This is a genomic window from Flaviaestuariibacter terrae (assembly GCF_054777635.1).
Genome location: NZ_BAAHAL010000006.1, coordinates 1,325,131 through 1,348,004, shown reverse-complemented (window position 1 = coordinate 1,348,004; position 22,874 = coordinate 1,325,131). Strand labels below are relative to the sequence as shown.

Genomic DNA, 22,874 nt, shown 5'->3' with positions numbered 1-22,874 from the left:
CGCAGCAGCACTGGACTATCAGCGCTCCAGCTTCCAGCCGCGGGGCGCTGCGTCTGCTTTTACCTGGATAAGGCTGATCGAGCGCTTTGCCGGATCCAGTACCACGCGGCTGCCGAGTCCGAGTATTTGCACGTCGACCGTTTCACCAGCTTTCAAGCTACGGAAGAATTGTAATACGGAATCGCGCCGCGCGGGCCCATGGGACGCATCGCTGTACTCGATAGAGTAATACTGGAGGTTGCCCGAGCTGAAGTAGGCCCGCGAGCTCCCGCTGTCGGTTACTACGCTGTCGACCCGGAGCCGGTGCGGCAATGCCCCGCGATCGGTGTAGTACTGGTCGAGCCGGTCTACCAGCTGGCGCTTCAGGTCCTGGCGGACGGCGTCATCGGCGGCGCCGGGAAGAGCGGCAGCAAACGAGTCGACAATGGCCCGGACCCGGGCCTGCTCAGCGGGCAGGGGAGCCTCCACCGGCCCTGCGGGGGAAGTGCCAACAGCGGCTAGGTCCGGGCCGCCCGGCGAACCGTTGCAGGCAGCCAGGAGCAAGAGGAAGGGGAGGAGCTTCTTCATATGCAGTTCGATAAGGTTGTTTTACGGAGATCCGACCTACGGTTGGAGCAGACAAGATAGGAATCAAATGATTTCTCGGCGCGAAGGCTTTTTTCGCGGCCGGGCAAAAGAAAAGAGCCCCAGGAATAGGGCTCTCGGCTGGTGTAGTTCAAAGGTTAGACTCTCATCTTACTATTGCTAAATGAAACAAAGCTGACGGCAGGTGCCGGGATATGTTATACGGTGATCGCGAAGTGCGGCGGGGTGTGGAGCCGCGGTTGTCGGCCTCGGCCGATGGGGCAATTGGTTTAGTGTTCGAAATGGTGTCATGGCGTTTTGCGAATGTGGCCGGCGGCTTGTTTCCGGCAACACGGCAGCCGCCTTTCGGGGGCTGCCAACATTGCCAGGGAGTAGTAGGACGTCGGTCATTGGTCTTTCATTCGGATTAGCAAATGTTTTATCGCGGGTCACCGCGGCGGGCCGGTAACAGGCATTTCGTTCTCGCTGTGGTTGCTTCCTTTCGTGGGCAACCGTGGACCAGGGGCAATAGTTAAGATAGGGAGGAGTTGGTGTGCGGGAGGAAGGGCGAGCGTTCAAGTGGTACACCCTTACTCGCTAAGAGTTTACTACCAATTCATGTACCATAATTATATTATAGAAGGGGTTGCGCGGGCCTTTGCGGGGAAGATCAGCGTGTTTAAACGAATCGGACCGGGAAAAAAACGGGGATGAAAAAAGAGCACGCTTCCAATGATGTGCGCCGGGTGTTTTTTCGAGTCGTCAAAACGGGGCGAGAAATCCGCTGAATGATCCCGTTTGTGAAGCATTACCGTATAAATACGGTATTAAATTTCAAATAATCTACTTGCCTTTCATAAAAAAAACTTTTCCGGTTCCGGTATATATTTTCTATCTTTAAGGTACTCTCATTTCCCCCCTCCATCGACTCCTTACTCTATGAATTCCGGATCAATTTAGCCCTGGGCAGTTGGTTCCAGGAAACGAGCAAACCTTTGCCCCTATTGGTTCTTACGCTTCGTTGTCGATTATATCCGACAGCGTGATTGCAAACGAACTACGGGGTGCTATTAAGAAGCGATAACTTAAATCAAATCGTATGAAGAATCTTCATGTTGTCTGGGCAGACGACGACGATGATGATCTTAAGATGTTCAACGAGGCGGCCGACGAGATCAACCACGAACTGGTCATTAAAGAGGTTCACAACGGGCGCGAATTACTCGAGTACCTGCGGCATGCCGCACAACGCAACGAGCTTCCCTCGATGATCGTCATGGATATGAACATGCCACTGGTGAATGGGCGCGACGCTTTGGTGCAGATCAAGAGCGACGAGCGGCTGCAGCATATTCCGGTAGCGGTGCTGACCACTTCCAACAGCCCGCTGGATTTCCTGTATTGCATGAAGTTTCACGCCATGATGTTCACGAAGCCCTGGCTCTTCTCAGGTATCAAGGATGTCGTGCGCGAGATCCTCAAGCTTCGCGACAACGCCTGACCTGCCGACGACACAACTTCTTCAGACACCTAATCCACTGCCAGCTCTTTCAGCGCCGACTTCATTTCGTTGACAGTCCCGTCGAGGATATGCTACAGCGCTGTCATCGAAGCTACCCGACTTCCCCCCAACATCCACGACGGCCTCCCGGCAATTCCGAAAAGGCTTGCTGTTACTTTTGCTCAGGTATCGCTCCCGGCGATGCCGCTTTGTATCCGTTTATGGAAAAGAAATCCGATCAGCCCCGCTTCGAAAAGATCACCGAGGCAGCCTCGCCCTACCGACACCTCGAACAGCGATCCGCCGCCGAGCTCCTTACGCTCATCAACCAGGAAGATGGGCTCGTGCCGGCTGCCGTGGGGCGTGCGCTGCCGGCCATCGGTGCCTTCGTTGAGGCTGCTGCCGCGAAGATGCGCGCAGGTGGCCGCCTTTTTTACATCGGCGCCGGCACCAGCGGCCGGCTCGGCGTGCTCGATGCCAGCGAATGCCCGCCCACATTCGGCGTGCCGAAGGGCCTGGTAGTGGCCGTCATTGCCGGTGGCGATGCGGCGCTGCAGAATGCCGTGGAGGGCGCGGAAGACGACGCGCAGCAGGGCTGGAAGGACCTGGCCGCCTACACGCCCTCAGCGCTCGATGTGGTACTCGGTATCGCGGCCAGCGGCACCACGCCCTACGTGATCGGCGCGCTCGAAGCCTGCCGCGCGCAGGGCATCAGCACCGGCAGTCTTTGTTGCAACCCCGGCGCTCCGCTCAGCGCTTCCGCCGATTACCCGATCGAAGTCGTGGTGGGCCCTGAGGTCGTAACGGGAAGCACACGCATGAAAAGCGGCACGGCGCAAAAGCTCGTGCTCAACATGATCTCCACCACGCTGATGATCCTGATGGGGCGCGTGGAAGACAACCAGATGGTGAACATGCAGCTTGCCAACGATAAGCTGATCGACCGTGGCGTGCAGATGCTGATGGAGCGGGGCGGTATCGACGACTACGGCCGCGCCCGCGACCTCCTGCTGCAGGCCGGCTCTGTAAAAAAAAGCGCTGGAGCAACTCGGCAAATAAATGGGAGCAAAGCTTTCTCCTGGTTCAACTTAGCCGCCCAGGGCTTTCCAACGACTTTTGTCGGCGGTGCCGCAATTTTTTTGTTTCTTAGCCCGTCAAACCAAACCAGAACCTATGCGCATTGTAAAACGAATTGTCGTCGCCCTGCTGCTGCTTGTAGCCATCGGGCTTATCGCCGCCGCCTTCATGTCGAAAGAAATGACCGTGGAGCAGTCGATGGTCATCAACAAACCGGCCGACTCGGTGTTCGGCTACGTCAAGTATCTCAAGAACCAGAACGACTACAGCAAGTGGGCGCAGATGGATCCCGCCATGCACAAGGAGTTTCATGGCACCGATGCGCAACCGGGCTTCGTGTCTGCCTGGGAAGGCAATAAAGACGTGGGCAAGGGTGAGCAGACGATCAAGGCGATCGACGAAGCCGCGCGCCGTGTCGAATACCAGATCCACTTCGTCCGGCCCTTCGAGTCGAACGCCGATGCCTGGATGGTTACGTCCGACAAGAACGGCGCGAGCGAGGTGCGCTGGGGCTTTCATACCCGCATGCCCTGGCCGATGAACCTGATGACGCCCTTCATGAAGGGAAGCGTTGAAAAAGATCTCAAGACCGGTCTTACGAACCTCAAGAACCGTCTCGAAGCGCAGCCCTGAGCGGCATGAGAACGATACAAAAAAGCCTCCCCGGAAAGGGAGGCTTTTTTATGCGTGGATCCATCATTCGTCAGATCCGCGCCAGTTGTGCGTTCAGGGTTACTTCCACCACTTCGGCGATCTTCTTGAAAACCATTTTTGGAATCGCGATCTTATGATCGGCCACGCGGATGTTGAACTTGCTGTAGAGGCTTGGCTGGCCGTTGCGCACACGTATCGTTGCGGGGATGGACCGCTTTTGCGTTACGCCGTGGAGCAGCAGATCGCCGGTGGCGGTAACGGGATAGTCGCCATCCTTTGCGAGGTTCACGTTGCCGGTGAATACACCGCGGAAGGTGCATTCGGGGTACTTATCGCTTTCCAGGTAATTTTCGTTGAAGTGTTCCTGCATGAGCCCGGAGCGGAATTCAAAGCCCTTTATGGGTATCGCAACCAGGAAGCTGCGCTTGTCCCAGTCGATGACGCCGCGGCTCGACTTGTTGGCAGCCTCGATGTCTTCGAGCGGTGCGGAGGAGAAGAACGACACCGTGGAGGTGCCGAACTGGTAGCGGGTTTGCGCGCCGGCGGGTAGGGCCGCCAGCAGCAGCAGTGCCAGCAGGAAGCGCAGGCGCGCCGGGATCTGTTTTATCATGTGTTTTTCTTTTTGCCGCGTCTCAGCACGAAGTCGCGTGAGATATTGAAGCCCAAATGTATTCCAGCGTTGCTCCAACTTTCAGAAGTTTCTGTTATAAATCCCTTTTCCACCATGGCCAGCGAGTTGGTGAGGTGTAACTGGAACACGTGGCCGCCGGTTTCGATATCGAAGCCGATGGAGAAGGAGTTGTAGAAGTTGTTAAAGGAAGGCGAGGCGGCGTCGGGCGGCGGGATGCGGTCGATGTACTCGATATTGAACGATGTTCGTTTGGTGAGCTTGAAGCGGGCGCCGGCGCCGATCGCGAAGATGTTGTTGGCATCGCTGCTGAAATCGACCTGGTTCTTGTGGATGAATGTGGGTGCGATCTCGATCGAGAAGCGCTCGGATACTTTCCGGGCCAGCAGCAATTGGTGGGTGTAGGTGAGCCGGTGGCCCCGGGCATTCTTTTCGCCATCCAGCGGGCGCTGTCCCTGTACCACAACCGAGCCGAAGTAGGCGAGGCTGAACGGAACGGCGTGTGCGCCCCGTGCCTGGCGCAGCAGCGTCACCTTGGTATAGCCGTCGTAATCCTTGTGCACCGTGCTCCGCCCGACACCCAGGGCGAAGATCCGGCTGAAGCCGTATTCGAGGCCGAGGCGGAGCGTGGCCTGGTCGAGGCCGAAGAACTCGTAGCCGCCGCCGTTGACCGCCCCGAAGCGGTGCTGGATGAGGAACTGCAGCGTGCCGGGGGAGGCCTTTTCCACCGTCTGGAGGTTGATGATCCTTGTCGCCTTGAAGGCGCCGCCGACGTAATCGCGTTGCGGGCCGCGGGCTGCGGTTTGCGCAGTCATCAGCGAGTCGAGGCTTTCCTGCGCCCCGGCAGCCCGCGCGGTAAGCAACAGGGTGGTTATCCAAAGGAGTCGTACGTTCATGTTGTTCGTTGGTTTTAGTTGTTGGGCGCACCGGCATCCACCCAGGCCTGGAAGCGGGCAATGGTGCAGTCGTCGAGCTTCGCGGCATTCTTGGGCATGAAGGAGGCAGGGCTTTCGTGGCGGATCGCGTGCAGCAGCAGGCCATTCTGCACATAGGTAAGGAGGTTGTTGTATCCCTCGAGAAAGCGGCGGCCGCCGAGCGCGTCGGCGTTGGCGTTGCTGTGGCAGCTGTAGCAGGTATTCTGCAGCACCGGCAGGATGCTGCCGCTGTAGGTAGTGCCGGCAGTGCTGCAGCCTGCGGGATTCAGCGCGTCTTTTTTGGAATTGTAGCAGGAGAGGAGCGAGGCGCTGATCGCTGCAAGCGCGAAAAGGAGGCAAAGGATTTTTCTCATGAATGTAAATTCCGGTTACCCGTACATACGGCCCCGGGGTACGCCGGGTTGCCTCCCTTGCCGTAACTTGCGGCCATGCAGTCCTACCACGATCTTTTGCGGCATATCCTCGCCAACGGCGTCGTCAAGAGCGACCGCACGGGCACAGGAACGATCAGCACGTTTGGTTACCAGATGCGCTTTAACCTGCAGGAGGGCTTCCCGCTCGTAACGACCAAGAAGGTGCACCTCAAAAGCATCATCTACGAGTTGCTTTGGTTTTTGCAGGGAAGCACCAATACCGCGTACCTGAAGGAGCACGGCGTTTCGATCTGGGACGAGTGGGCCGATCCCAACGGCGAGCTCGGGCCTGTATACGGCAAGCAGTGGCGCAGCTGGGAAGGTGCCGATGGCAGCGTGCACGACCAGATCCGCGACGTGCTGCAGCAGATCCGGACGAACCCCGACAGCCGCCGCATGATCGTATCGGCCTGGAACGTGGCCGACCTGCCGAAGATGGCGCTGATGCCCTGCCATGCGCTGTTCCAGTTTTACGTTAGTGAAGGCAAGCTCAGTTGCCAGCTGTACCAGCGCTCCGCGGACGTATTCCTGGGCGTGCCTTTCAACATCGCCTCCTATGCGTTGCTTACGATGATGATGGCGCAGGTGTGCGGGCTGCAGCCGGGCGAGTTCATCCATACGTTCGGCGACGTGCACATTTACCAGAATCACCTGGAGCAGGTGCATATGCAGCTTGCGCGCGAGCCGTACCCGCTGCCCACGATGCGGCTCAATCCCGCGGTCGACGACCTGTTTGCCTTCCGCTTCGAAGACTTCACGCTCGAGAATTACCAGAGCCATCCTGCCATCAAAGCCCCTGTTGCCGTATGACGCTGAGCCTGCTGGTTGCCGCCGACGAGGGCAATGTGATCGGGAAGAATAACGAGCTTCCCTGGCGCCTTCCCGACGACCTGAAATATTTCAAGAACCTCACCTGGGGCATGCCCATCCTGATGGGCCGAAAAACCTTCGAGTCGATCGGAAAGCCGCTGCCCGGGCGCCACAGCATCGTCATCACCCGCAACCCGGAGTGGAAGCACGACGGCGTGGAGACGGTGCACTCGCTGGAAGCCGCGCTCGAAGCGGCCGCGAAGCGATCGGTCAACGAGCTCTTTATCATCGGGGGAGCGGAGATCTTCCGCAGCGCGCTGCCGCAGGCCGACCGCGTGTACCTCACCCGGATCTACGAGCGCTACGACGGCGATGCCTTCTTCCCCGAGCTCGGCGACGGTTGGAAGCTCGTTCGGGAGACTGTTGTTGAGGGGGCCGGCCCCGTACCGCGCCACAGTTTCCAGGTTTGGGAGAAGAAGTGACGGCTTCCTGAACCCACTAAACCTTTTTATACCTTCCTGAACCTCCCGGTACCTCCCTGAACCTTTCCAAACCTTCCCGAACTTTACCTTCCATGTATTCCGCTCCCCGCCTTGCCTACAAGTATCTCCGCTACTACCTCGCTGGCATGAACCGCTATGGGCACGGCATGCATTCTCCGTTCGTGTACGACTTCATCCGCAACGTGCTGAACAACGACCAGCGCTACGATGCGCCGGCTGAAGTGGAGCACCTGCGGCGCCAGCTGCGTTCCGACAGCACCGTGCTGCGGGTCGAAGATCTCGGCGCGGGCTCGCGCAGGGGCGTTCGCCGGAAGCGCACGGTGGCCCAGCTCGCACGGACGGCACTCAAGCCCTGTAAGTATGGCCAGATGATGTACCGCCTCGTGCGGCACTACAAGCCGCGCTACATTCTCGAGCTCGGAACATCGCTTGGCCTCACGACGGCCTATTTCGCCAAGGCCGCGCCGGGTGCGACCGTGCACACGATCGAAGGGAGCCGCGCCATTTACGAGACGTCGCTCCGCAACCAGGAAGCCCTGGGTCTCCGCAACGTGACGGCGCACCTTGGCAACTTCGACGATGTGCTACCCCGCCTGCTCGAAACGCTCCCCGCCGTGGACCTCGCTTTTGTCGACGGCAATCACCGCTATGAGCCTACGCTGGACTATTTCCGGCAGCTGCTGCCCTTCTGCGGCAACGACAGCGTCCTCATCTTCGACGACATCCACTGGAGCGCCGGCATGGAGCGCGCCTGGGCCGAAATACAGGCCCACCCGCAGGTGCGCTGCACGGTGGATCTTTTTTTCCTGGGTCTTGTTTTCTTCCGCGACGAATTCAAAGTGCCGCGTCATTTCGTGGTCCGCTATTAGATCGGGAACGATTCCGTAAAGAATCTGTCACCTAAGTGCGCCACGCGACGGACCGGGGCAGTTTTTTTGTTTACCTTTCGCCGGCAACGAAAAAAATCTTTTATGACGATAGGTGTGTTGAAAGAGCCGGCGCCGGAAACAAGGGTGTCGCTGCTACCCGAAGGAGTGGCCGCCCTGCTGAAGAAAGGCATCACGGTTCTGGTGGAAGCCGGTGCCGGTGCTGCGGCCTTTGCGCCGGACGCCGATTATGAAGCTGCGGGTGCCCGTATTTCTACGGCCATGGCGATCGCCGGCGAAGCCGACGTGCTGCTGGCTATTCACCGTCCGGCGGTGGAATTGCCGGCCGGCAAGGTGCTCATCGGCGTATACGGACTGCTCAACGACCCGGCCCCTGCCCGGAGCTGGCAGGAAGCCAATGCGACCGTGTTCAGCCTCGACCTGCTGCCCCGCACAACGCGGGCGCAAAGCATGGACGTACTCAGCTCCCAGGCCAATATCGCCGGCTATAAGGCCGTGCTCCTTGCTGCCAACCTGTACCCCCGTTACTTCCCGATGTTCATGACCGCCGCAGGCTCCATTGCGCCGGCCAAGATCCTGATCCTCGGTGCCGGTGTTGCGGGCCTGCAGGCCATTGCCACAGCCCGCCGCCTCGGCGCGGTGGTGGAAGTATTCGACACGCGTCCCGCGGTGAAAGAAGAGGTGATGAGCCTCGGCGCCAAGTTCGTGGAAGTTGACGGTGCGGCCGATGCCTCGAAGGCAGGCGGATACGCCGTGGAGCAAAGTGCCGAGTACCAGCAAAAGCAGCAACAGCGCATCTCCGACAGCATTGCCAAGGCGGATATTGTCATCACCACCGCGCAGATCCCGGGCCGCAAGGCGCCGATCCTGATCACCGAGGAAATGCTCCAGCGGATGCGCCCGGGCTCGGTCATTATCGACATTGCGGCCATCACGGGTGGCAACACGCCGTTCACGAAGAACAACGAAACGGTCGACTACCGAGGCGTCCGGATCGTGGGCAACAGCAACCTGCAAGCCACGATGCCTTCGGATGCGAGCAAGCTCTATGGCAAGAATATTCTCAATTTCCTCCAACTGATCACCAATAAGGAAGGTGCGCTGCAGCTCAACTGGGACGATGACCTCGTCAAGGGAAGCTGCGTGACCCATAACAGGGAAGTGCTGCACGAGCGCGTGCAGGCGGCCCTGAATCCTTCTAAACCGCAAACGATATGAATAACGTAGTGGAATGGATCTCCAATAACCGGGAGCTTTTTTACATCGTCATCCTGATGATCTTCGTCGGCATCGAAATCATCGGCCGCGTGCCCAGTGTGCTCCATACACCGCTCATGAGCGGCGCCAACGCCATTCACGGCGTGGTGATCATCGGCGCCATCATCGTGATGGGCCGTGCCGACAGCACTAATTATTTCGCCCTCGTGCTCGGCTTCCTGGCCGTGGTGCTGGGAACGCTCAACGTGGTAGGCGGCTTTGTCGTCACCGACCGGATGCTGGAAATGTTCAAATCGAAAAAGAAGAAATAACGTTCATGGAACCGAGCCTGCTTACGATAATCTACCTCATTGCGTCCGTCACCTTCATCCTCGGGCTGAAGATGCTGTCGCACCCCGAGACGGCCCGCCGCGGCAACCTCATTGCCGCCGGTGGCATGACGCTCGCCGTTTTCGGCACCATCTTCTTATATGAAGACCGCTTCACACAGGAGCGCCTGCACAACCTTCCCTGGATCTTCCTCGCCATCGTGGTCGGCGGTATCGTCGGCGTCATCATGGCGCGCCGTGTGAAAATGACGGCCATGCCCGAAATGGTGAGCCTGTTCAACGGCATGGGTGGCGCCTGCGCGGCCCTCATCTCCATTCTCGAGTTCAACCACTTCCTCGCCGAGCACTTCGTGATCCGCGTTGAGGATCCCACCGATATGTCGGTGCTTTCCGAAGGTCTTCCCGTCAACTATGGAATGCTCGTGACGATCTTCCTCGGCCTCATCATCGGCTCGGTTTCGTTTGCCGGCTCCATGATCGCCTGGGGCAAGCTGAACGGCCGTATCAAGGACTATTCGTTCCGCGGCCAACACATCGCCAACATCGGCCTCTTGGTGGCGATCATCGGCATCTCGGTGATCCTGCTTTCCAACATCAGCACGTCCTTCTCGCTGGGCGAAGGCGGCCTGACCAATACCGCCAACCGCGTCGTCATCCGCGGCCCGCTCAACATGCTCCGGATCAATACGAGCGTGTACGTGCTCTTCTACCTTCTTTTCTTCCTGTCGCTCGCCTACGGGGTGCTCTTCGTGCTGCCGATCGGCGGCGCCGACATGCCCGTGGTGATCTCGCTGCTCAACTCCTTTACCGGTGTTGCGGCGGCCTGCGGTGGCTTCCTGTACGATAATAAGGTGATGCTCACCGGTGGTATCCTGGTAGGTGCGGCCGGTACGCTGCTCACCATCCTGATGTGCCGCGCCATGAACCGCTCGCTCAAGAACGTGCTCATCGGCTCCTTCGGGGGCGGCGCCAAGGCCGTCAGCGATGGCACGGCCAAGGACCAGGGCCACGTGCGCGAGATCTCGCTGAGCGACGCAGCCGTGGTAATGGCCTATGCCAACAAGGTGATGATCGTGCCGGGCTATGGCCTTGCCGTAGCACAGGCGCAGCACGCCTGCCACGAGCTGGAGAAAATGCTGCAGGAGCGGGGCGTGGAGGTCAAGTACGCCATTCACCCCGTTGCCGGTCGCATGCCCGGGCACATGAACGTGCTGCTGGCCGAGGCCGACGTATCCTACGAGCGCCTACTCGAGATGGAGCAGGCCAACGACGAGTTCCCGACCACCGACGTGGTGCTGGTGCTCGGCGCCAACGACGTGGTGAACCCGGCCGCCAAGCGCGATCCTTCCTCACCGATCTACGGAATGCCCATCCTCGACGTCGACGCCGCCAAGTCGGTCATCGTCAACAAGCGCTCGATGAAGCCGGGCTATGCCGGTATCGAGAACGACCTGTTCTTCGAGCCGAAGACATCGATGCTCTTTGGTGATGCGAAGAAGGTGCTGCAGGACCTGATCGGGGAGATCAAGAACCTGTAGGAAGATCGAACAAGGAACAAGGAATTCAGAATAAAGAAGGGCTGCCGGTGGCGGCCCTTACTTTTGTAGTCATGCAGCTTCCTGAATCATTACTGCAATCATTGGAAGGTGTTCCCGGCTTTGAGCGGGAGCCGTTCCTACAGGTACATCAATCGGGTGCGCAAATAACATCCGTGCGGCTCAATCCATCGAAGCCGGTAGCTGTTGCCGATTCCCGGTTGCCGGTTGCCGGCGCCGTTCCGTGGTCGCAGTACGGCTACTACCTGGAGCGCCGCCCTTCGTTTACGTTCGATCCGCTGTTTCATGCCGGCACGTACTATGTGCAGGAGGCCTCGAGCATGTTCGTGGAGCAGGCCCTGCTCCAGCATGCCGATACCACGCAATCCCTGCGCGTGCTTGACCTCTGCGCGGCACCCGGCGGCAAGAGCACGCACCTGCAGTCGCTGCTGTCGGCGGAGAGCCTGCTGGTGAGCAACGAGGTGATCAAGGCACGGGCGGCGATCCTTACCGAGAACCTCACGAAATGGGGCGCGCTGAACAGCGTCGTGACCAACAACGACCCGGCGCACTTTGCCCGGCTGGAAGCTTTTTTCGACGTGCTGCTGATCGATGCGCCCTGCAGCGGCTCGGGTCTCTTCCGCCGCGACCCGGAAGCGATTGCCGAGTGGAGTCCCGCCAACGTGCAGCTATGCCAGGGGCGCCAGCAGCGGATCCTCGCCGATGCCTGGCCGGCACTGAAGGAAGACGGGCTACTCATTTATTCCACCTGCTCCTATTCGCCCGCCGAAGACGAGGACATCCTCGACTGGCTCCTCGACAGCTTTACCGTGGAATCCCTGCCCCTGCAGGTGCCCGATCCGGGTATTGTAGAAATACGGTCGCCTCGCGGCGGCTGGGGCTACCGGTTTTACCCCGATAAGATCCGCGGCGAAGGCTTTTTCCTGGCGGTGCTGCGCAAGCGCGATGCCGCCACCGCGCCGCGTCACAAGGTGAAGGCGCTGGAGCTGCTGCCGGCGAAGGAAGCGACGCCACTGGGCCGTTGGATCGATGCCGGTGGATTGCGGTTCGTGCGGCATGGCGGTCGTGTGTTCGCATTCCCGGAAGCCGCGATCGCCGACCTGGCGATTTTGCAGTCGGCGCTCTACCTGCAGCAGGCCGGCACTTCGGTTGGCGAGCCGATCCGCGACAAGCTGGTACCCGATGCGGCCCTGGCGCTGAGCCCGCGCGTGGCCGCCGAGGTGCTGCGCACGGAACTCGAATACGAAACGGCGATCCGCTTTCTCCAGCGGCAGGACCTCGCGCTGCCGGATGCACCGAGGGGCTGGCAGCTGCTTACCTATGCGGGGCAAGGGCTTGGCTGGGCCAACGTGCTACCCAACCGGGTCAACAATTATTACCCGCGCGAGTGGCGGATCCGCGCGCAGGGGCCCGGCGATTCTTTTGAAAAATAATGTTCATATTTGTAACGGCTGCACCCCGCAGCCACAACACCTGTGAAAACAAAACCGTCCACCACCATGAAAAAAATCGCGCTTCTGTTCCTGAGCATTTGTCTCAGCCTTGCCGCTTTTTGCCAGGAGCTCCTGGTGCAAAGCAGCGACAAAGGACTTTTTCTCGTTCATACCGTGGCTCCGAAAGAGAACTTCTACTCGATCGGTCGTCTCTATGCCATCTCCCCGAAAGACATTGCCGCCTTCAACGGCCTTGACATGACCCACGGGCTCAACATCGGGCAGAGCGTGCAGATCCCGCTGACGGCAACCAATTTCTCACAAGCCCCTGCAGCGCATGGCCGCCCGGTGTATTACGTGGTAGGCGAGAAGGAAGGCCTGTACCGCGTCAGCCTGAAGAACGGCAAGGTGCTGATGGCCGACCTGCGCAAGTGGAACAGCCTTAAATCCGACGCCATCGTGGCCGGCCAGAAGCTGATCGTCGGTTACCTGAGTGCGGCGCAGGGAGGCGCCGCAACCGCTCCGGCTACACCCGCGACCGGCGCTCCTGTGCCGGTGAACCCGGCGCCTTCGCACCCCGCAGCGCAGCAGTCCCCGACCCCGGCGCAACCCGTAACACCGGCTGCCGATAAGCCCGCCACCGATACGACCGCCGTTAAGCCGGTACAGGTAGTGCAAACGCCCCCGCCCGGCAACAACCCGCCCCGCAACGCCAGCAGCGATGGCCACGGCGGCGCCTTCCGTGCCGCCTACGAACAGCAGGCACGGGCCGGCAGCACCCGCGATGCGTCCGTAGTTTCGGGTATCTTCAAGACGGCCAGCGGCTGGCAGGATATGAAATATTACCTGCTGCTGGATGGCGTCGAGCCGGGCACGCTTGTCAAGGTGACCAATCCCGCCAATGGCAAGGTCATTTATGCAAAAGTGCTTGGCGGCATGAGCGGCATCCGCCAGAACCAGGGCTTCGATATCCGCATTTCCAACGCCGCCGCCTCCGTGCTCGAAACCGGAAGCGCGGAGAAGTTCACGGTACGCATCCAGTATTAATACGGTACTCCTCTCAACCTAATGCTATGAAACGTTTTTTCGCGGTCCTGCCGCTCCTGATCGGATTTACACTTTTTGCCCAGAATGAGCGCCCGCTAACGGTGCCGGGCTTCGTGCCCGCAGCGCTTGTTCCGGCTACGCCCGTTAAGAACCAGGGTATGAGCGGCACCTGCTGGTGCTTCTCCGCCACGTCGATGATCGAGTCGCAGGTGCTGGCCAAAACGGGCACCGAGCTCGACCTGAGCGAGGCATTTACCGTGCGTAATATTTATCTCGAGAAGGCTAAGAACTATGTGCTCCGCCAGGGCAAGGCGCAGTTCAGCGAAGGCGGTCTCGGCCACGACCTGCTCCGTGCCATCCAGGTATACGGTGCTATGCCCGAGGTAGCGTATCCCGCTTCGCGCGAGCAGAAGGGCATCGATCACCAGAAGCTCTTTGCCGCCCTCAGCAAATATGTTGATTCGATCGTGAAGCAGCCGCGTGTGGAGCTAGGCTGGATGATGGGCTACGAGGCCCTCCTCGACCAGTACCTTGGGCACCCGCCGGCGTCGTTTCCCTACAACGGCAAGACGTATACGCCCAAGGAATTTGCGAGCGCCGTGATGAAGTTCGATGCGAACGATTACGTATCGCTCACTTCGTTTACCCACCAGCCTTATTACGCGCCCTTCGTAGTTCAGGTTCCGGATAACTTTTCGAACGGCGCCTATTACAACCTTCCGCTCGACGAGCTGACCAGCACTGTGAAAGAGGCACTCCGCAAGAAGTATTCGATCGTGTGGGATGCCGACGTCAGCAACAACGGCTTCCGGCAGAAGGAAGGCTTTGCACTCAACGTAGCGGAGGGCACTGCCAAAGGATCGTTCGCGGCTAACATGACTGAAGAAGGCGCCAGCCCGGAAGAGCGCCAGCGGCTCTACGAGACACTCGTGACGCAGGACGATCACCTGATGCACATCGTTGGGCTGGAACGAAATGCAGCTGGCAAGGAGTTTTTCCTGGTGAAGAATTCCTGGGGCACTGTCGGGCCATACAGCGGCTACATCCTTGTTTCGGAGGCCTACTTCCGCATCAACACGATCACGCTGGTCGTTCCGAAGGCCGCGCTTTCCAAAGAATTACTGGCGAAACTGAAGCTGTAAACCGCATAAGGTAAAACGACAAAGCCCCCGCGTTGCGGGGGCTTTGTCGTTGAAGTCCCGACGGCACGGGGCTTAGGAAAACCGGTAGCCCCGCAGGAATTCTTCCACGCCCATCCGCTTCTTTCCCTCGAGTTGTAGTTCTACTACCTGCAGCCAGCCGTCGGCGCAGGCAAACTTCAGGTAGTGCTTTCCGTCGCTGTCGTGCGTGCCGGGGCCGGTAGCCGGCTGCCCGCTCTCGACGTTGCTGCGGTAGATCTTCAGTGTTTTACCGGACAGCGTCGTAAAGGCGCCGGGGAAAGGCGAGAGCCCGCGCACCAGGTTGTGCACCTCGGCAACCGGGCGCGTCCAGTCGATGCGGCAGGTATCAGTGAAGATCTTCGGGGCATGCTTTAGGGCGGCCGGGTCGAGGTGGGATTGCGGGGTTTCGCTGATGCTGCCTTCGGCTAGGCCCTTCACGGTGCGTACCAGCAGTTGCGCGCCGAGCTCCTTCATGCGGTCGTGTACTTCGCCGGCCGTTTCATTTTCACCGATCGCCATACGATCCTGCAGCAGGATGTCGCCGGTGTCGATCTCGTGCTTCAGGCGGAAGGTCGTTACGCCCGTTTCTTTTTCGCCGTTGATGAGGGCCCAGTTGATCGGCGCGGCGCCGCGGTATTGCGGCAGCAGCGATCCGTGCACGTTGAGGGTTCCCATCGGCGGCATGTTCCAGACGATCTCCGGGAGCATCCGGAAGGCTACAACCACCTGCAGGTCGGCGCGGAGCGCGCGCAGCTCCGCTACGAAGCCGGGATTTTTGAGCTTCTCGGGCTGCAGCAGGTGCAGGCCTTTTTCGACGGCATATTTCTTCACCGCGCTGCCTTGCAGCTGCATCCCGCGCCCCGCGGGCTTGTCGGGCGCGGTGATGACGCCCACGATCGTGCAGCCGGCTTCCACCAGCGCGTTCAGTGAGGCTACTGCAAATTCGGGCGTGCCCATAAAGACGATGCGGAGGTCACGGTAGTTCATGGTGCGAAGATCGGGATGGCGGCGCAAGCGGAGAGAAAGAACGCAGATCCGCCAGCTCACGTCATTGCGAGCGCAACGCAGTGAAGCGAAGCAATCGGTTCCTCTATGTGGGTCTTTCTGGCCTGTGGCTGCACCCGTAGTTGATTGCTTCCCTCGCCTGGGGCGAGGTCGCAATGACGTTTACGCCAACGTTCTTTCCCGCTACTCGAAATCCTCATAAAGCAAGTACTTCTTCCGGATCGCCTTGAAGTTGCCCAGCGCGGGCTCCCAGCTGGCGCGGATCTCGGCTTCGGTTTTGCCCGCGCGGATCTGTTGCTCCAGCGCGTCGGTGCCGGCGAGCCGCGTGAAGGTGCTGCGGAAGAAGGAGTCTTTCTGCGGGTAAAGCCGGTAGGCCTCGAGCAGGTAGCGAAGCTGCAGTCGGCCCGACCGGCGCGGCCATAGCTCCGGCACCTGCTTCGACAGGTCCCAGCCGTAGCAGATCTGCCCGTTGTAGCGCGGCTTCGGTGCGCCTTCTGTCGGACCGGGTGTGAAGGCGAACAATGTTTTCGGCAGCGTGGGCGCCCCGATCGTGGCAAAGGGACGCGGCGTGCCGCGGCCTTCGCTTACCGCCGTTCCTTCGAAGAGACAGGTGGAAGGATACCATTCGATGGCGGTATCGTCGGGGAGGTTAGGCGAGGGGCGCACGGGCAGCACGTAGCGGCTCTTGTGCGTGTAGCCGGCGCAGGGAATCACCTCGAGCCGGAAGTAGCGGACGCCGGGTGCATAGCGCGCGCGCTTCGTCACCTCGAAGGCCCGGTTGGCCTCTTCCGAAAGCCAGCCTTCCTGTAAAATCATCTGCGCATATTCTCCAGGCGTCATCCCGTACACGATCGGCACCGGCTGCAGGCCGACGAAGGATTTGAATTTAGGATCAAGCACGGGTCCATCGACATAGGAGCCGTTGGGATTGGGCCGGTCGAGGATGATCAGCGGAATGCCGTTTTCGAGCGCAGCCTCGAGGTAATATTGAAGCGAGGAGATAAACGTGTAGAAGCGCGCGCCGACGTCCTGGATGTCGTAAACGAGTACGTCCACGCCCTTCAGGTCTTCGGGGGAAGGCTTCAGCTTTTTTCCATAAAGCGATACGACCGGTACGCCCGTGGCTGCATCGATGTTGCTTTCGATTTTCGCTCCGTCGGGTGCAGTGCCCCGGAAGCCGTGCTCGGGGCCGAAGATCACCTGGAGGCGGATGCCGGAGCGGCGGAGGAAGTCGGCGAGGTGCATCCCCTGCGCGGTCGACGTCTGGTTCACGAGCAGCCCAACTTTTTTTCCCTGCAGCTGCGGCAGGTACCGGTCGGGGCGGTCGGCCGCCGGCAGCGGTTGCTTTATTGCCGGCTGCGGACGCGGTACTTTGGCGGTCGCTGCGCCCCGGTGCCGCTGCTTTGTTTTGATCTTTGTTTTCTGCGCGGAGGCCGAAAGGGTTAGCATCAGCAGGAGCAGTACGGGCAGGGCGGAACGGGCAAACATGGTATTCGATTTGTGCGCTTCAAATTACCTCATTTTTCACGGGCAAAACCGGTAAAGCCTTACCTTGCCGGACTTTGCCCACTCAAAACTCTACTATGCAACAAGTACAAAACGGCGACAAGGTTCGCGTACACTATCACGGCAAGCTGCGCAGCGGCGAAACTTTTGACAGCTCCGAAGGCCGCGAGCCGCTCGAATTCACCGTGGGCAGCGGACAAGTCATCCGTGGATTCGACGAAGGCGTTAAAGGCATGAGCGCCGGAGAGAAGCGCACCATCGAGATCCCCGTTGATGACGCGTACGGACAGAAAAGCCAGGAGATGATCATCGAATTCCCGACCAACCAGTTTCCTCCCGATATGAAGCCCGAAGTGGGCATGCAACTGATGATGAACAACGGCCAGGGACAGCAGTTTCCCGTGACCATCGTTGAAGTGCGCGAAGACAGCGTGGTGCTCGACGCCAACCACCCGCTCGCCGGCCAGGACCTCATCTTCGACCTCGAGCTCGTGGAGATCATTCCGGCGAGCCGCATCATCATGCCCTGAGCGAGCAGAAGAACAAGGAACAAGGAATATTGAAATAAGAAGGAAGCCCTGACGTAAGCGTCGGGGCTTTTACTTTTCCAGAGAGGCAGAACGACCTGCTAAAATCAGACATCCGTAATCAGAGATCAGACATCCTTATTTTTGAGCCATGTTCCAGGACTACAACTTCACCGCCGCCGACCGCTTCATGCGCTATGTGCAGGTAGATACGCAAAGCAACCCGAAGTCGGCGAGCCAGCCCAGTACCGAAAAGCAAAAAGACCTGTCGCGCATCCTCCTCGAGGAGCTGAAGGCCATGGGCGCCGCCGATGCGGAGCTCGACGAGCACGGCTACGTATATGCTACCATTCCGTCGAACATCGATCGGGATGTGCCGGTGATCTGCTTCTGCTCGCATGTCGATACGGCGCCCGATGCCAGCGGTACCGGCGTGAAGCCGATCCGTCACCGTAATTATACGGGTGGCGACATTACACTCCCCGATGATCCGTCGATCGTGATCAGCCCCGCCGACTTTCCTTACCTGCAGAAGCTGCAAGGGCACGACATCATTACGGCCTCCGGAACGACGCTGCTTGGCGCCGATGACAAAGCCGGCGTTGCGGAGATAATGGACGCTGCCAACTACCTGCTCACCCATCCTGAAGTAAAGCACGGCACGATCCGTATCCTGTTTACCCCCGACGAAGAGGTGGGTCGCGGCACCGTGAAAGTGGACATGCAAAAGCTCGGCGCCCGCTTTGGCTATACGCTCGACGGCGGCGATGCCGGGTCGCTGGAAGACGAGACCTTCAGCGCCGATGGCGTTACGATCGTTATCAACGGTGTGATCACGCACCCGGGCTATGCCAAAGACAAGCTGGTGAATGCGCTCAAGATCGGTGGCGAGCTGCTGGCCAGCCTGCCCAAGTCGGAGCTGTCGCCCGAGACCACCGATGGCAAGCAGGGCTTCGTACACCCCGTCCGCTTCGAGGGGATTGCCGAGCGCTGCACGCTGGAGTTCATCATCCGCGACTTCGACACGGCCTTGCTGAAGCCGAAGGAAGATCTGCTCAAACAGCTGACAGAATCGGTGCTGGAGCGCTTCCCCGGGGCTTCGTACGAGTTCAGCATCACCGAGCAGTACCGCAATATGAAGGAAGTGCTCGACCAGCATCCCGAGGTCGTCGCCAACGCCAGGGAAGCGATCCGCCGCGCGGGGCTCGAGCTCAAGATGGAAAGCATCCGCGGTGGTACCGACGGTAGCCGCCTGTCGTTCATGGGCCTTCCCTGTCCCAACCTGTTTGCCGGCATGCAGGGCATCCATTCGATGAAGGAATTCGTGAGCGTGCAGGATATGAACAAGGCCGTGGAAACCATCGTACATTTATGTAGCATCTGGGCGGAATCCAAATCCGGCAACAGTTAATCGGTACTACCGACGTACCGGCGTTGCCGGGCTTGGCTGATCATACGAAATTCCTTCCCGGGGCGTTATTAGGTATGCGTTTCCTCCTGGTCATTTGCCTGCTGGCCGCAACTGGCCTCCGCGCGCAGCAGAACCTGCTGCTCAATGGCGATTTCGAGGAAGAGAACATCTGCTCCGAATACCAGCAGAACTGTGCCCCCGAAGCCTGGCTGTGCACGGTTCCTTCGCACCCGTATTTTTTCGAGGATCCCGCGCATGCCTACAGTGGCAGCCGCTACATCTCCATCGTGTCGGGCAACAGCCGGATGCGCGTGCAGCGCGACTATGTGCGCACGCGGTTGCTTTGCGGGCTGCGCGCGGGGGCGCAGTACAAGCTGCAGTTTTATGTACGGTCCGACTATGCGGGGCTTATCGACAGCTCGGGGATCCAGTTTTCTCCCTACGATATGTTGTGCAACCGCAAGCGGCCCGCGGAGCTCGCTGCCGACCTGTATTTCCGCGACGTACCGCGGCAACCGGCGCGCAACGGCTGGAGCCGCATCAGCTATACGTACACGGCGCGTGGCGATGAAGGTTACCTCACGATCGGCAATTACCGCCGCCTCGAATGGGGCGCCAACCTCGGGGGAACCGCGGAGCGCTACCAGGTTTTCATCGACAGCATCTCGCTGCAGCCGCTCGATCCCTATGAGCGTCTCTGCCCCGACTGGCGACGCCAGCGCGATACCATTTACAGCGAAGACTACCGGCATAACTACCAGATCCGCTTTATGTACGGCTGCAGCCGCGTGCCGCCAAAGCCGCTCCTGCTGCCCCACACGGTGCAGGTGCAGGTCGATACGATCATCGTGCCCGACGTGCTCTTCGCCAGCAACAGCGCCACCCTCGACCGCAAGGCACTCCTGCTGCTCGACAGCCTGATGCGGCGTCTCCCGCCCGATGGCCTCGACTCGCTGTGGGTGGAAGGACATACCGACAATATCGGAAGTGCAGCCGCGAACCAGGAATTGTCGGAAGCGCGTGCCCGCTCGGTTGGCACGTATCTCGAATACGGGCAGAATGTTCCGGTACATACGCGCGGCTGGGGCGCACTACGGCCCGTAGCCGACAACCGCACTTCCGCCGGCCGGCGCAGCAACCGGCGCGTGGAGATCTATCTTTTCCGGAAGCGAGGCACGCCGGGCGTACTTCGAAAAGGGTAGGAGCCGATCGTTCCGAAGCCGTTATCTTTAGCCCGGATAAAAACCAGCAACATGTTCTTACTTCAAACCGATTCAACCGGCGGCATAGCGTATTTCCTGGTGCACTACTGGTGGCTGCTGCTGCTGCTGGTCATCATCTTCAGCGGCATCTTTACCATCAACCAGGGCTACATCGGTGTCATCACCATGTTTGGGCGCTACCAGCGCATCGTGCGCCCGGGGCTCAATTTCAAGATCCCTTTGCTGGAGCAGCTGCACAAGAAAGTTTCCATACAGAACCGCTCGGTGGAAATGGAATTCCAGGCCGTAACGCAGGACCAGGCGAATGTCTATTTCAAAAGCATGCTCCTCTACGCGGTTCAGAATGCCGACGAGGAAACGATCAAGAAGGTGGCGTTCAAATTCATGAGCGAGCGCGAGCTGATGCAGGCGCTTGTACGCACCATTGAAGGCAACATCCGCTCTTTTGTAGCCACGAAGAAGCAGGCCGAAGTTCTTGGCCTCCGCAAGGACATCGTGGAGTATGTGAAGGTGGAGATCGATCATACACTCGAAGAGTGGGGCTATCACCTGCTCGACCTCCAGATCAACGATATCACCTTCGACAAGGCCATCCTCGACTCGATGAGCAAGGTGGTGGCTTCGAACAACCTGAAGGCGGCTGCCGAAAACGAAGGCCAGGCGCTGCTGATCACGAAAACGAAAGGTGCCGAGGCGGAAGGTAATGCCATCAAGATCGCCGCTGAAGCCGAGCGTGAGGCGGCAAGGCTTCGTGGCCAGGGTGTAGCCCTCTTCCGGCAGGAAGTGGCCCGCGGTATGACCGAGGCCGCCGAGCAGATGAAGCAGGCCAACCTCGATACCAACGTCATCCTGTTCAGCATGTGGACGGAGGCGATCAAGAACTTCGCAGAGTATGGCAAGGGCAACGTCATCTTCCTGGACGGATCGTCGGACGGCATGGAGAAGACGATGAAGCAGATCCAGGCGCTGATGGTGAAGCACGCGGGGCAGTTGGAGGGGAATATCGAATATCGAATAACGGATATCGAATAACGAATAACGAAGGGCAGGGGCGTTGCGTGAGCGGCGCCTTTGGCGTTATTGCGGGCGCAAGCGCGCGCGGCCGTGGGGCTGTTTTCCATGAAGACTTCCATTCTTTTCGCGCACAAAGACATTGAAGGGCGCAGCCTGTGGCCAATGGGATGTTAAATCACGTTGCTCCTTAAACAACCGCGCTTCATTTTCCTCTTATTTTGAAAAATAAGCGGCGCGCCGTTCCGTTATAGCGCCATATACTACATTTACGCCCCAAAGAAGAACCTATGTTCCTGCTCCAGACAATCGATTCCGCTGCCCGCGCTGCTTCTGCCACCGACGTCAACCACGACGGGAGCATCAGCCTTTTTGAGCTCCTTACCCTGGGCGGCTGGATCATGATCCCGCTCGCCGTGCTTTTCCTGCTGACGATCTATATGTTTTTCGAGCGTCTCTCGGCCATCCGCAAGGCTTCGAAAGTCGACGACAATTTCATGAACATCGTCCGCGATCATATCGTCAGCGGCAACGTATCGGCGGCCCGCAGCTTTGCCAAGAACACCAACAACCCGGTGGCCCGCATCATCGACAAGGGCATCCAGCGCCTTGGAAAGCCGATCGAGAACATCGAGCGGAGCATGGAGAACGTGGGCAAGCTCGAGCTGTATCACATGGAAAAGAACCTATCGGTACTGTCGCTTGTCGCCGGTGTTGCGCCGATGTTCGGCTTCCTCGGTACGATCGTCGGTATGTTCAAGCTGTTTTACAACCTGGCCTCCACCGGTGATTTCACCATCCAGACGATGGCGGGCGGTATCTATACGAAAATGATCACGTCGGCCAGCGGTCTTATCATCGGCCTGCTCGCCTACATTGCCCACAACTACTTGTCGACGCAGGTTGATAAAACGGCCAACCGCATGGAAGCCGCCTCGTCCGAATTCCTCGACATCCTCCAGGAGCCCACCCGATAAGCCACCGTGCCATGAACATCCGAAGAAAACTGAAAGCCCACACGGAGGTCCACACCGGCCCGCTGAACGACATCCTGTTCATCCTGCTGCTGTTCTTTCTCATCGCGGCCACGCTGGCCAACCCCAACCTCGTGCGCGTCAACAACCCGCGCGGCGGGAAAGACACCAAAGCGAAGCAGCACATCGTGGTGAGCATCGACAAGAACAACCAGTTCTATATCGGCTCGCAGGCCGTCGCGAGCGCCCAGATCGACACCGTGCTGAAGCAGCAGATCGAGCTGGAGCGCAAATCCATCGACACACCGTCCGTTGTGGTCAATGCCGACACCGCCGCCTTTTACGGCGAAGTGTTCCGCGTCATGACCATCGCCAAGCGAAACAATGCCAAGGTGGTTGCGCTGGTGAAATAAGCTGCAAGTCTGCTAATTTGCCGGTCTGCTAATCTGCTAATACCAGTAGCTACTTTAACTAAAGAAAGCTTCCCGACGGGAAGCTTTCT

23 protein-coding genes and 1 pseudogene are annotated in these 22,874 nt (G+C 59.3%); 18 read left to right on the top strand and 6 right to left on the bottom strand.

Annotation, left to right across the window (positions count from 1 at the left end):
- Window positions 1–18 precede the first annotated feature (18 nt).
- Window positions 19–567, bottom strand: coding sequence for a hypothetical protein (locus ACYU7Z_RS06630; RefSeq protein WP_460568630.1), 549 nt, complete (start codon window positions 565–567; stop codon window positions 19–21).
- 1,096 nt (window positions 568–1,663) lie between these two features.
- On the opposite strand from ACYU7Z_RS06630, the gene ACYU7Z_RS06625 reads away from it, so the two are divergent.
- The 3 genes and pseudogenes from ACYU7Z_RS06625 to ACYU7Z_RS06615 all read left to right on the top strand — a co-directional run bounded on the left by ACYU7Z_RS06625 (window position 1,664) and on the right by ACYU7Z_RS06615 (window position 3,775).
- Window positions 1,664–2,065 (top strand): response regulator, encoded by a 402-nt coding sequence (locus tag ACYU7Z_RS06625; protein WP_460568628.1) that lies wholly within the window; start codon window positions 1,664–1,666, stop codon window positions 2,063–2,065.
- Window positions 2,066–2,154: 89 nt separating this feature from the next.
- A pseudogene (gene murQ / locus ACYU7Z_RS06620) lies at window positions 2,155–3,093 on the top strand (N-acetylmuramic acid 6-phosphate etherase); the annotation flags it as partial.
- A gap of 145 nt (window positions 3,094–3,238) precedes the next feature.
- A complete protein-coding gene (locus ACYU7Z_RS06615) occupies window positions 3,239–3,775 on the top strand; it encodes an SRPBCC family protein (protein ID WP_460568626.1) in 537 nt (178 codons plus the stop codon).
- A 70-nt stretch (window positions 3,776–3,845) separates the two neighbouring features.
- On the opposite strand, the gene ACYU7Z_RS06610 is transcribed toward ACYU7Z_RS06615, so the two are convergent.
- Genes ACYU7Z_RS06610 through ACYU7Z_RS06600 form a run of 3 tightly spaced genes read right to left on the bottom strand, consistent with a single transcriptional unit; the run spans window position 3,846 to window position 5,712 of the window.
- Complete coding sequence (locus tag ACYU7Z_RS06610) at window positions 3,846–4,406, bottom strand: YceI family protein (protein ID WP_460568624.1); 561 nt, start codon at window positions 4,404–4,406, stop codon at window positions 3,846–3,848.
- Entirely contained in the window at window positions 4,403–5,320 is a 918-nt protein-coding gene (locus ACYU7Z_RS06605; protein WP_460568622.1) for a DUF5777 family beta-barrel protein, read from the bottom strand. Before ACYU7Z_RS06605 ends, ACYU7Z_RS06610 begins: the two co-directional genes overlap by 4 nt.
- 14 nt (window positions 5,321–5,334) lie before the next feature.
- Window positions 5,335–5,712, bottom strand: coding sequence for a hypothetical protein (locus ACYU7Z_RS06600; protein WP_460568620.1), 378 nt, complete (start codon window positions 5,710–5,712; stop codon window positions 5,335–5,337).
- Window positions 5,713–5,787: 75 nt separating this feature from the next.
- Between ACYU7Z_RS06600 and ACYU7Z_RS06595 the strand changes: the two genes are divergently transcribed.
- From ACYU7Z_RS06595 to ACYU7Z_RS06555, 9 genes are all read left to right on the top strand, one after another.
- Window positions 5,788–6,582 (top strand): thymidylate synthase, encoded by a 795-nt coding sequence (locus ACYU7Z_RS06595; RefSeq protein ID WP_460568618.1) that lies wholly within the window; start codon window positions 5,788–5,790, stop codon window positions 6,580–6,582.
- On the top strand, window positions 6,579–7,064 hold the full coding sequence (locus ACYU7Z_RS06590) for a dihydrofolate reductase (protein ID WP_460568616.1): 486 nt from the start codon (window positions 6,579–6,581) through the stop codon (window positions 7,062–7,064). The genes ACYU7Z_RS06595 and ACYU7Z_RS06590 overlap by 4 nt, the downstream gene beginning before the upstream one ends.
- Window positions 7,065–7,156: 92 nt before the next feature.
- On the top strand, window positions 7,157–7,954 hold the full coding sequence (locus tag ACYU7Z_RS06585) for an O-methyltransferase (protein WP_460568614.1): 798 nt from the start codon (window positions 7,157–7,159) through the stop codon (window positions 7,952–7,954).
- A gap of 102 nt (window positions 7,955–8,056) precedes the next feature.
- A complete protein-coding gene (locus tag ACYU7Z_RS06580) occupies window positions 8,057–9,190 on the top strand; it encodes an NAD(P) transhydrogenase subunit alpha (protein WP_460568612.1) in 1,134 nt (377 codons plus the stop codon).
- Window positions 9,187–9,501, top strand: a complete 315-nt coding sequence (locus ACYU7Z_RS06575) for an NAD(P) transhydrogenase subunit alpha part 2 (protein WP_460568610.1) — start codon at window positions 9,187–9,189, stop codon at window positions 9,499–9,501. Before ACYU7Z_RS06580 ends, ACYU7Z_RS06575 begins: the two co-directional genes overlap by 4 nt.
- A gap of 5 nt (window positions 9,502–9,506) precedes the next feature.
- Window positions 9,507–11,057, top strand: a complete 1,551-nt coding sequence (locus tag ACYU7Z_RS06570; RefSeq protein WP_460568608.1) for an NAD(P)(+) transhydrogenase (Re/Si-specific) subunit beta — start codon at window positions 9,507–9,509, stop codon at window positions 11,055–11,057.
- A gap of 71 nt (window positions 11,058–11,128) precedes the next feature.
- On the top strand, window positions 11,129–12,508 hold the full coding sequence (locus tag ACYU7Z_RS06565) for a methyltransferase RsmF C-terminal domain-like protein (RefSeq protein WP_460568606.1): 1,380 nt from the start codon (window positions 11,129–11,131) through the stop codon (window positions 12,506–12,508).
- A 66-nt stretch (window positions 12,509–12,574) separates the two neighbouring features.
- Window positions 12,575–13,555, top strand: coding sequence for a LysM peptidoglycan-binding domain-containing protein (locus ACYU7Z_RS06560; protein ID WP_460568604.1), 981 nt, complete (start codon window positions 12,575–12,577; stop codon window positions 13,553–13,555).
- Window positions 13,556–13,581: 26 nt separating this feature from the next.
- Window positions 13,582–14,697, top strand: coding sequence for a C1 family peptidase (locus tag ACYU7Z_RS06555; RefSeq protein WP_460568602.1), 1,116 nt, complete (start codon window positions 13,582–13,584; stop codon window positions 14,695–14,697).
- 72 nt (window positions 14,698–14,769) lie between these two features.
- Here the strand turns inward: ACYU7Z_RS06555 and fmt are convergent, their stop codons facing one another.
- Together fmt and ACYU7Z_RS06545 are read right to left on the bottom strand one after the other, a co-directional pair.
- The gene (gene fmt / locus ACYU7Z_RS06550) at window positions 14,770–15,702 is read right to left on the bottom strand and encodes a methionyl-tRNA formyltransferase (RefSeq protein ID WP_460568600.1); all 933 of its coding nucleotides are present in this window, start codon (window positions 15,700–15,702) and stop codon (window positions 14,770–14,772) included.
- 201 nt (window positions 15,703–15,903) lie between these two features.
- Entirely contained in the window at window positions 15,904–17,208 is a 1,305-nt protein-coding gene (locus ACYU7Z_RS06545) for an exo-beta-N-acetylmuramidase NamZ family protein (protein WP_460568598.1), read from the bottom strand.
- Between the two features lie 95 nt (window positions 17,209–17,303).
- Between ACYU7Z_RS06545 and ACYU7Z_RS06540 the strand changes: the two genes are divergently transcribed.
- From ACYU7Z_RS06540 to ACYU7Z_RS06515, 6 genes are all read left to right on the top strand, one after another.
- On the top strand, window positions 17,304–17,756 hold the full coding sequence (locus tag ACYU7Z_RS06540) for an FKBP-type peptidyl-prolyl cis-trans isomerase (protein WP_460568596.1): 453 nt from the start codon (window positions 17,304–17,306) through the stop codon (window positions 17,754–17,756).
- 148 nt (window positions 17,757–17,904) lie between these two features.
- Window positions 17,905–19,164 carry a peptidase T gene (gene pepT / locus ACYU7Z_RS06535; RefSeq protein ID WP_460568594.1) on the top strand — a complete coding sequence of 420 codons (1,260 nt, stop codon included), beginning with the start codon at window positions 17,905–17,907 and terminating at the stop codon, window positions 19,162–19,164.
- Window positions 19,165–19,238: 74 nt separating this feature from the next.
- Complete coding sequence (locus ACYU7Z_RS06530; RefSeq protein ID WP_460568592.1) at window positions 19,239–20,366, top strand: OmpA family protein; 1,128 nt, start codon at window positions 19,239–19,241, stop codon at window positions 20,364–20,366.
- A gap of 51 nt (window positions 20,367–20,417) precedes the next feature.
- Window positions 20,418–21,419, top strand: coding sequence for an SPFH domain-containing protein (locus ACYU7Z_RS06525; RefSeq protein ID WP_460568590.1), 1,002 nt, complete (start codon window positions 20,418–20,420; stop codon window positions 21,417–21,419).
- Window positions 21,420–21,688: 269 nt separating this feature from the next.
- Window positions 21,689–22,375 (top strand): MotA/TolQ/ExbB proton channel family protein, encoded by a 687-nt coding sequence (locus tag ACYU7Z_RS06520; protein ID WP_460568588.1) that lies wholly within the window; start codon window positions 21,689–21,691, stop codon window positions 22,373–22,375.
- A gap of 11 nt (window positions 22,376–22,386) precedes the next feature.
- The gene (locus tag ACYU7Z_RS06515) at window positions 22,387–22,785 is read left to right on the top strand and encodes an ExbD/TolR family protein (RefSeq protein ID WP_460568586.1); all 399 of its coding nucleotides are present in this window, start codon (window positions 22,387–22,389) and stop codon (window positions 22,783–22,785) included.
- Window positions 22,786–22,874: the final 89 nt, after the last annotated feature.

What these genes read in the sequence shown, in the direction of transcription:
- ACYU7Z_RS06610 (WP_460568624.1), bottom strand. Translation starts at nt 4,406, where the DNA reads ATGATAAAACAGATCCCGGCGCGCCTGCGCTTCCTGCTGGCACTGCTG.
- ACYU7Z_RS06555 (WP_460568602.1), top strand. Translation starts at nt 13,582, where the DNA reads ATGAAACGTTTTTTCGCGGTCCTGCCGCTCCTGATCGGATTTACACTT.
- ACYU7Z_RS06600 (WP_460568620.1), bottom strand. Translation starts at nt 5,712, where the DNA reads ATGAGAAAAATCCTTTGCCTCCTTTTCGCGCTTGCAGCGATCAGCGCC.
- ACYU7Z_RS06540 (WP_460568596.1), top strand. Translation starts at nt 17,304, where the DNA reads ATGCAACAAGTACAAAACGGCGACAAGGTTCGCGTACACTATCACGGC.
- pepT (WP_460568594.1), top strand. Translation starts at nt 17,905, where the DNA reads ATGTTCCAGGACTACAACTTCACCGCCGCCGACCGCTTCATGCGCTAT.
- ACYU7Z_RS06545 (WP_460568598.1), bottom strand. Translation starts at nt 17,208, where the DNA reads ATGTTTGCCCGTTCCGCCCTGCCCGTACTGCTCCTGCTGATGCTAACC.
- ACYU7Z_RS06590 (WP_460568616.1), top strand. Translation starts at nt 6,579, where the DNA reads ATGACGCTGAGCCTGCTGGTTGCCGCCGACGAGGGCAATGTGATCGGG.
- ACYU7Z_RS06560 (WP_460568604.1), top strand. Translation starts at nt 12,575, where the DNA reads ATGAAAAAAATCGCGCTTCTGTTCCTGAGCATTTGTCTCAGCCTTGCC.
- ACYU7Z_RS06615 (WP_460568626.1), top strand. Translation starts at nt 3,239, where the DNA reads ATGCGCATTGTAAAACGAATTGTCGTCGCCCTGCTGCTGCTTGTAGCC.
- ACYU7Z_RS06580 (WP_460568612.1), top strand. Translation starts at nt 8,057, where the DNA reads ATGACGATAGGTGTGTTGAAAGAGCCGGCGCCGGAAACAAGGGTGTCG.
- ACYU7Z_RS06520 (WP_460568588.1), top strand. Translation starts at nt 21,689, where the DNA reads ATGTTCCTGCTCCAGACAATCGATTCCGCTGCCCGCGCTGCTTCTGCC.
- ACYU7Z_RS06575 (WP_460568610.1), top strand. Translation starts at nt 9,187, where the DNA reads ATGAATAACGTAGTGGAATGGATCTCCAATAACCGGGAGCTTTTTTAC.
- ACYU7Z_RS06605 (WP_460568622.1), bottom strand. Translation starts at nt 5,320, where the DNA reads ATGAACGTACGACTCCTTTGGATAACCACCCTGTTGCTTACCGCGCGG.
- ACYU7Z_RS06530 (WP_460568592.1), top strand. Translation starts at nt 19,239, where the DNA reads ATGCGTTTCCTCCTGGTCATTTGCCTGCTGGCCGCAACTGGCCTCCGC.
- ACYU7Z_RS06565 (WP_460568606.1), top strand. Translation starts at nt 11,129, where the DNA reads ATGCAGCTTCCTGAATCATTACTGCAATCATTGGAAGGTGTTCCCGGC.
- ACYU7Z_RS06585 (WP_460568614.1), top strand. Translation starts at nt 7,157, where the DNA reads ATGTATTCCGCTCCCCGCCTTGCCTACAAGTATCTCCGCTACTACCTC.
- ACYU7Z_RS06570 (WP_460568608.1), top strand. Translation starts at nt 9,507, where the DNA reads ATGGAACCGAGCCTGCTTACGATAATCTACCTCATTGCGTCCGTCACC.
- fmt (WP_460568600.1), bottom strand. Translation starts at nt 15,702, where the DNA reads ATGAACTACCGTGACCTCCGCATCGTCTTTATGGGCACGCCCGAATTT.
- ACYU7Z_RS06625 (WP_460568628.1), top strand. Translation starts at nt 1,664, where the DNA reads ATGAAGAATCTTCATGTTGTCTGGGCAGACGACGACGATGATGATCTT.
- ACYU7Z_RS06630 (WP_460568630.1), bottom strand. Translation starts at nt 567, where the DNA reads ATGAAGAAGCTCCTCCCCTTCCTCTTGCTCCTGGCTGCCTGCAACGGT.
- ACYU7Z_RS06525 (WP_460568590.1), top strand. Translation starts at nt 20,418, where the DNA reads ATGTTCTTACTTCAAACCGATTCAACCGGCGGCATAGCGTATTTCCTG.
- ACYU7Z_RS06515 (WP_460568586.1), top strand. Translation starts at nt 22,387, where the DNA reads ATGAACATCCGAAGAAAACTGAAAGCCCACACGGAGGTCCACACCGGC.
- ACYU7Z_RS06595 (WP_460568618.1), top strand. Translation starts at nt 5,788, where the DNA reads ATGCAGTCCTACCACGATCTTTTGCGGCATATCCTCGCCAACGGCGTC.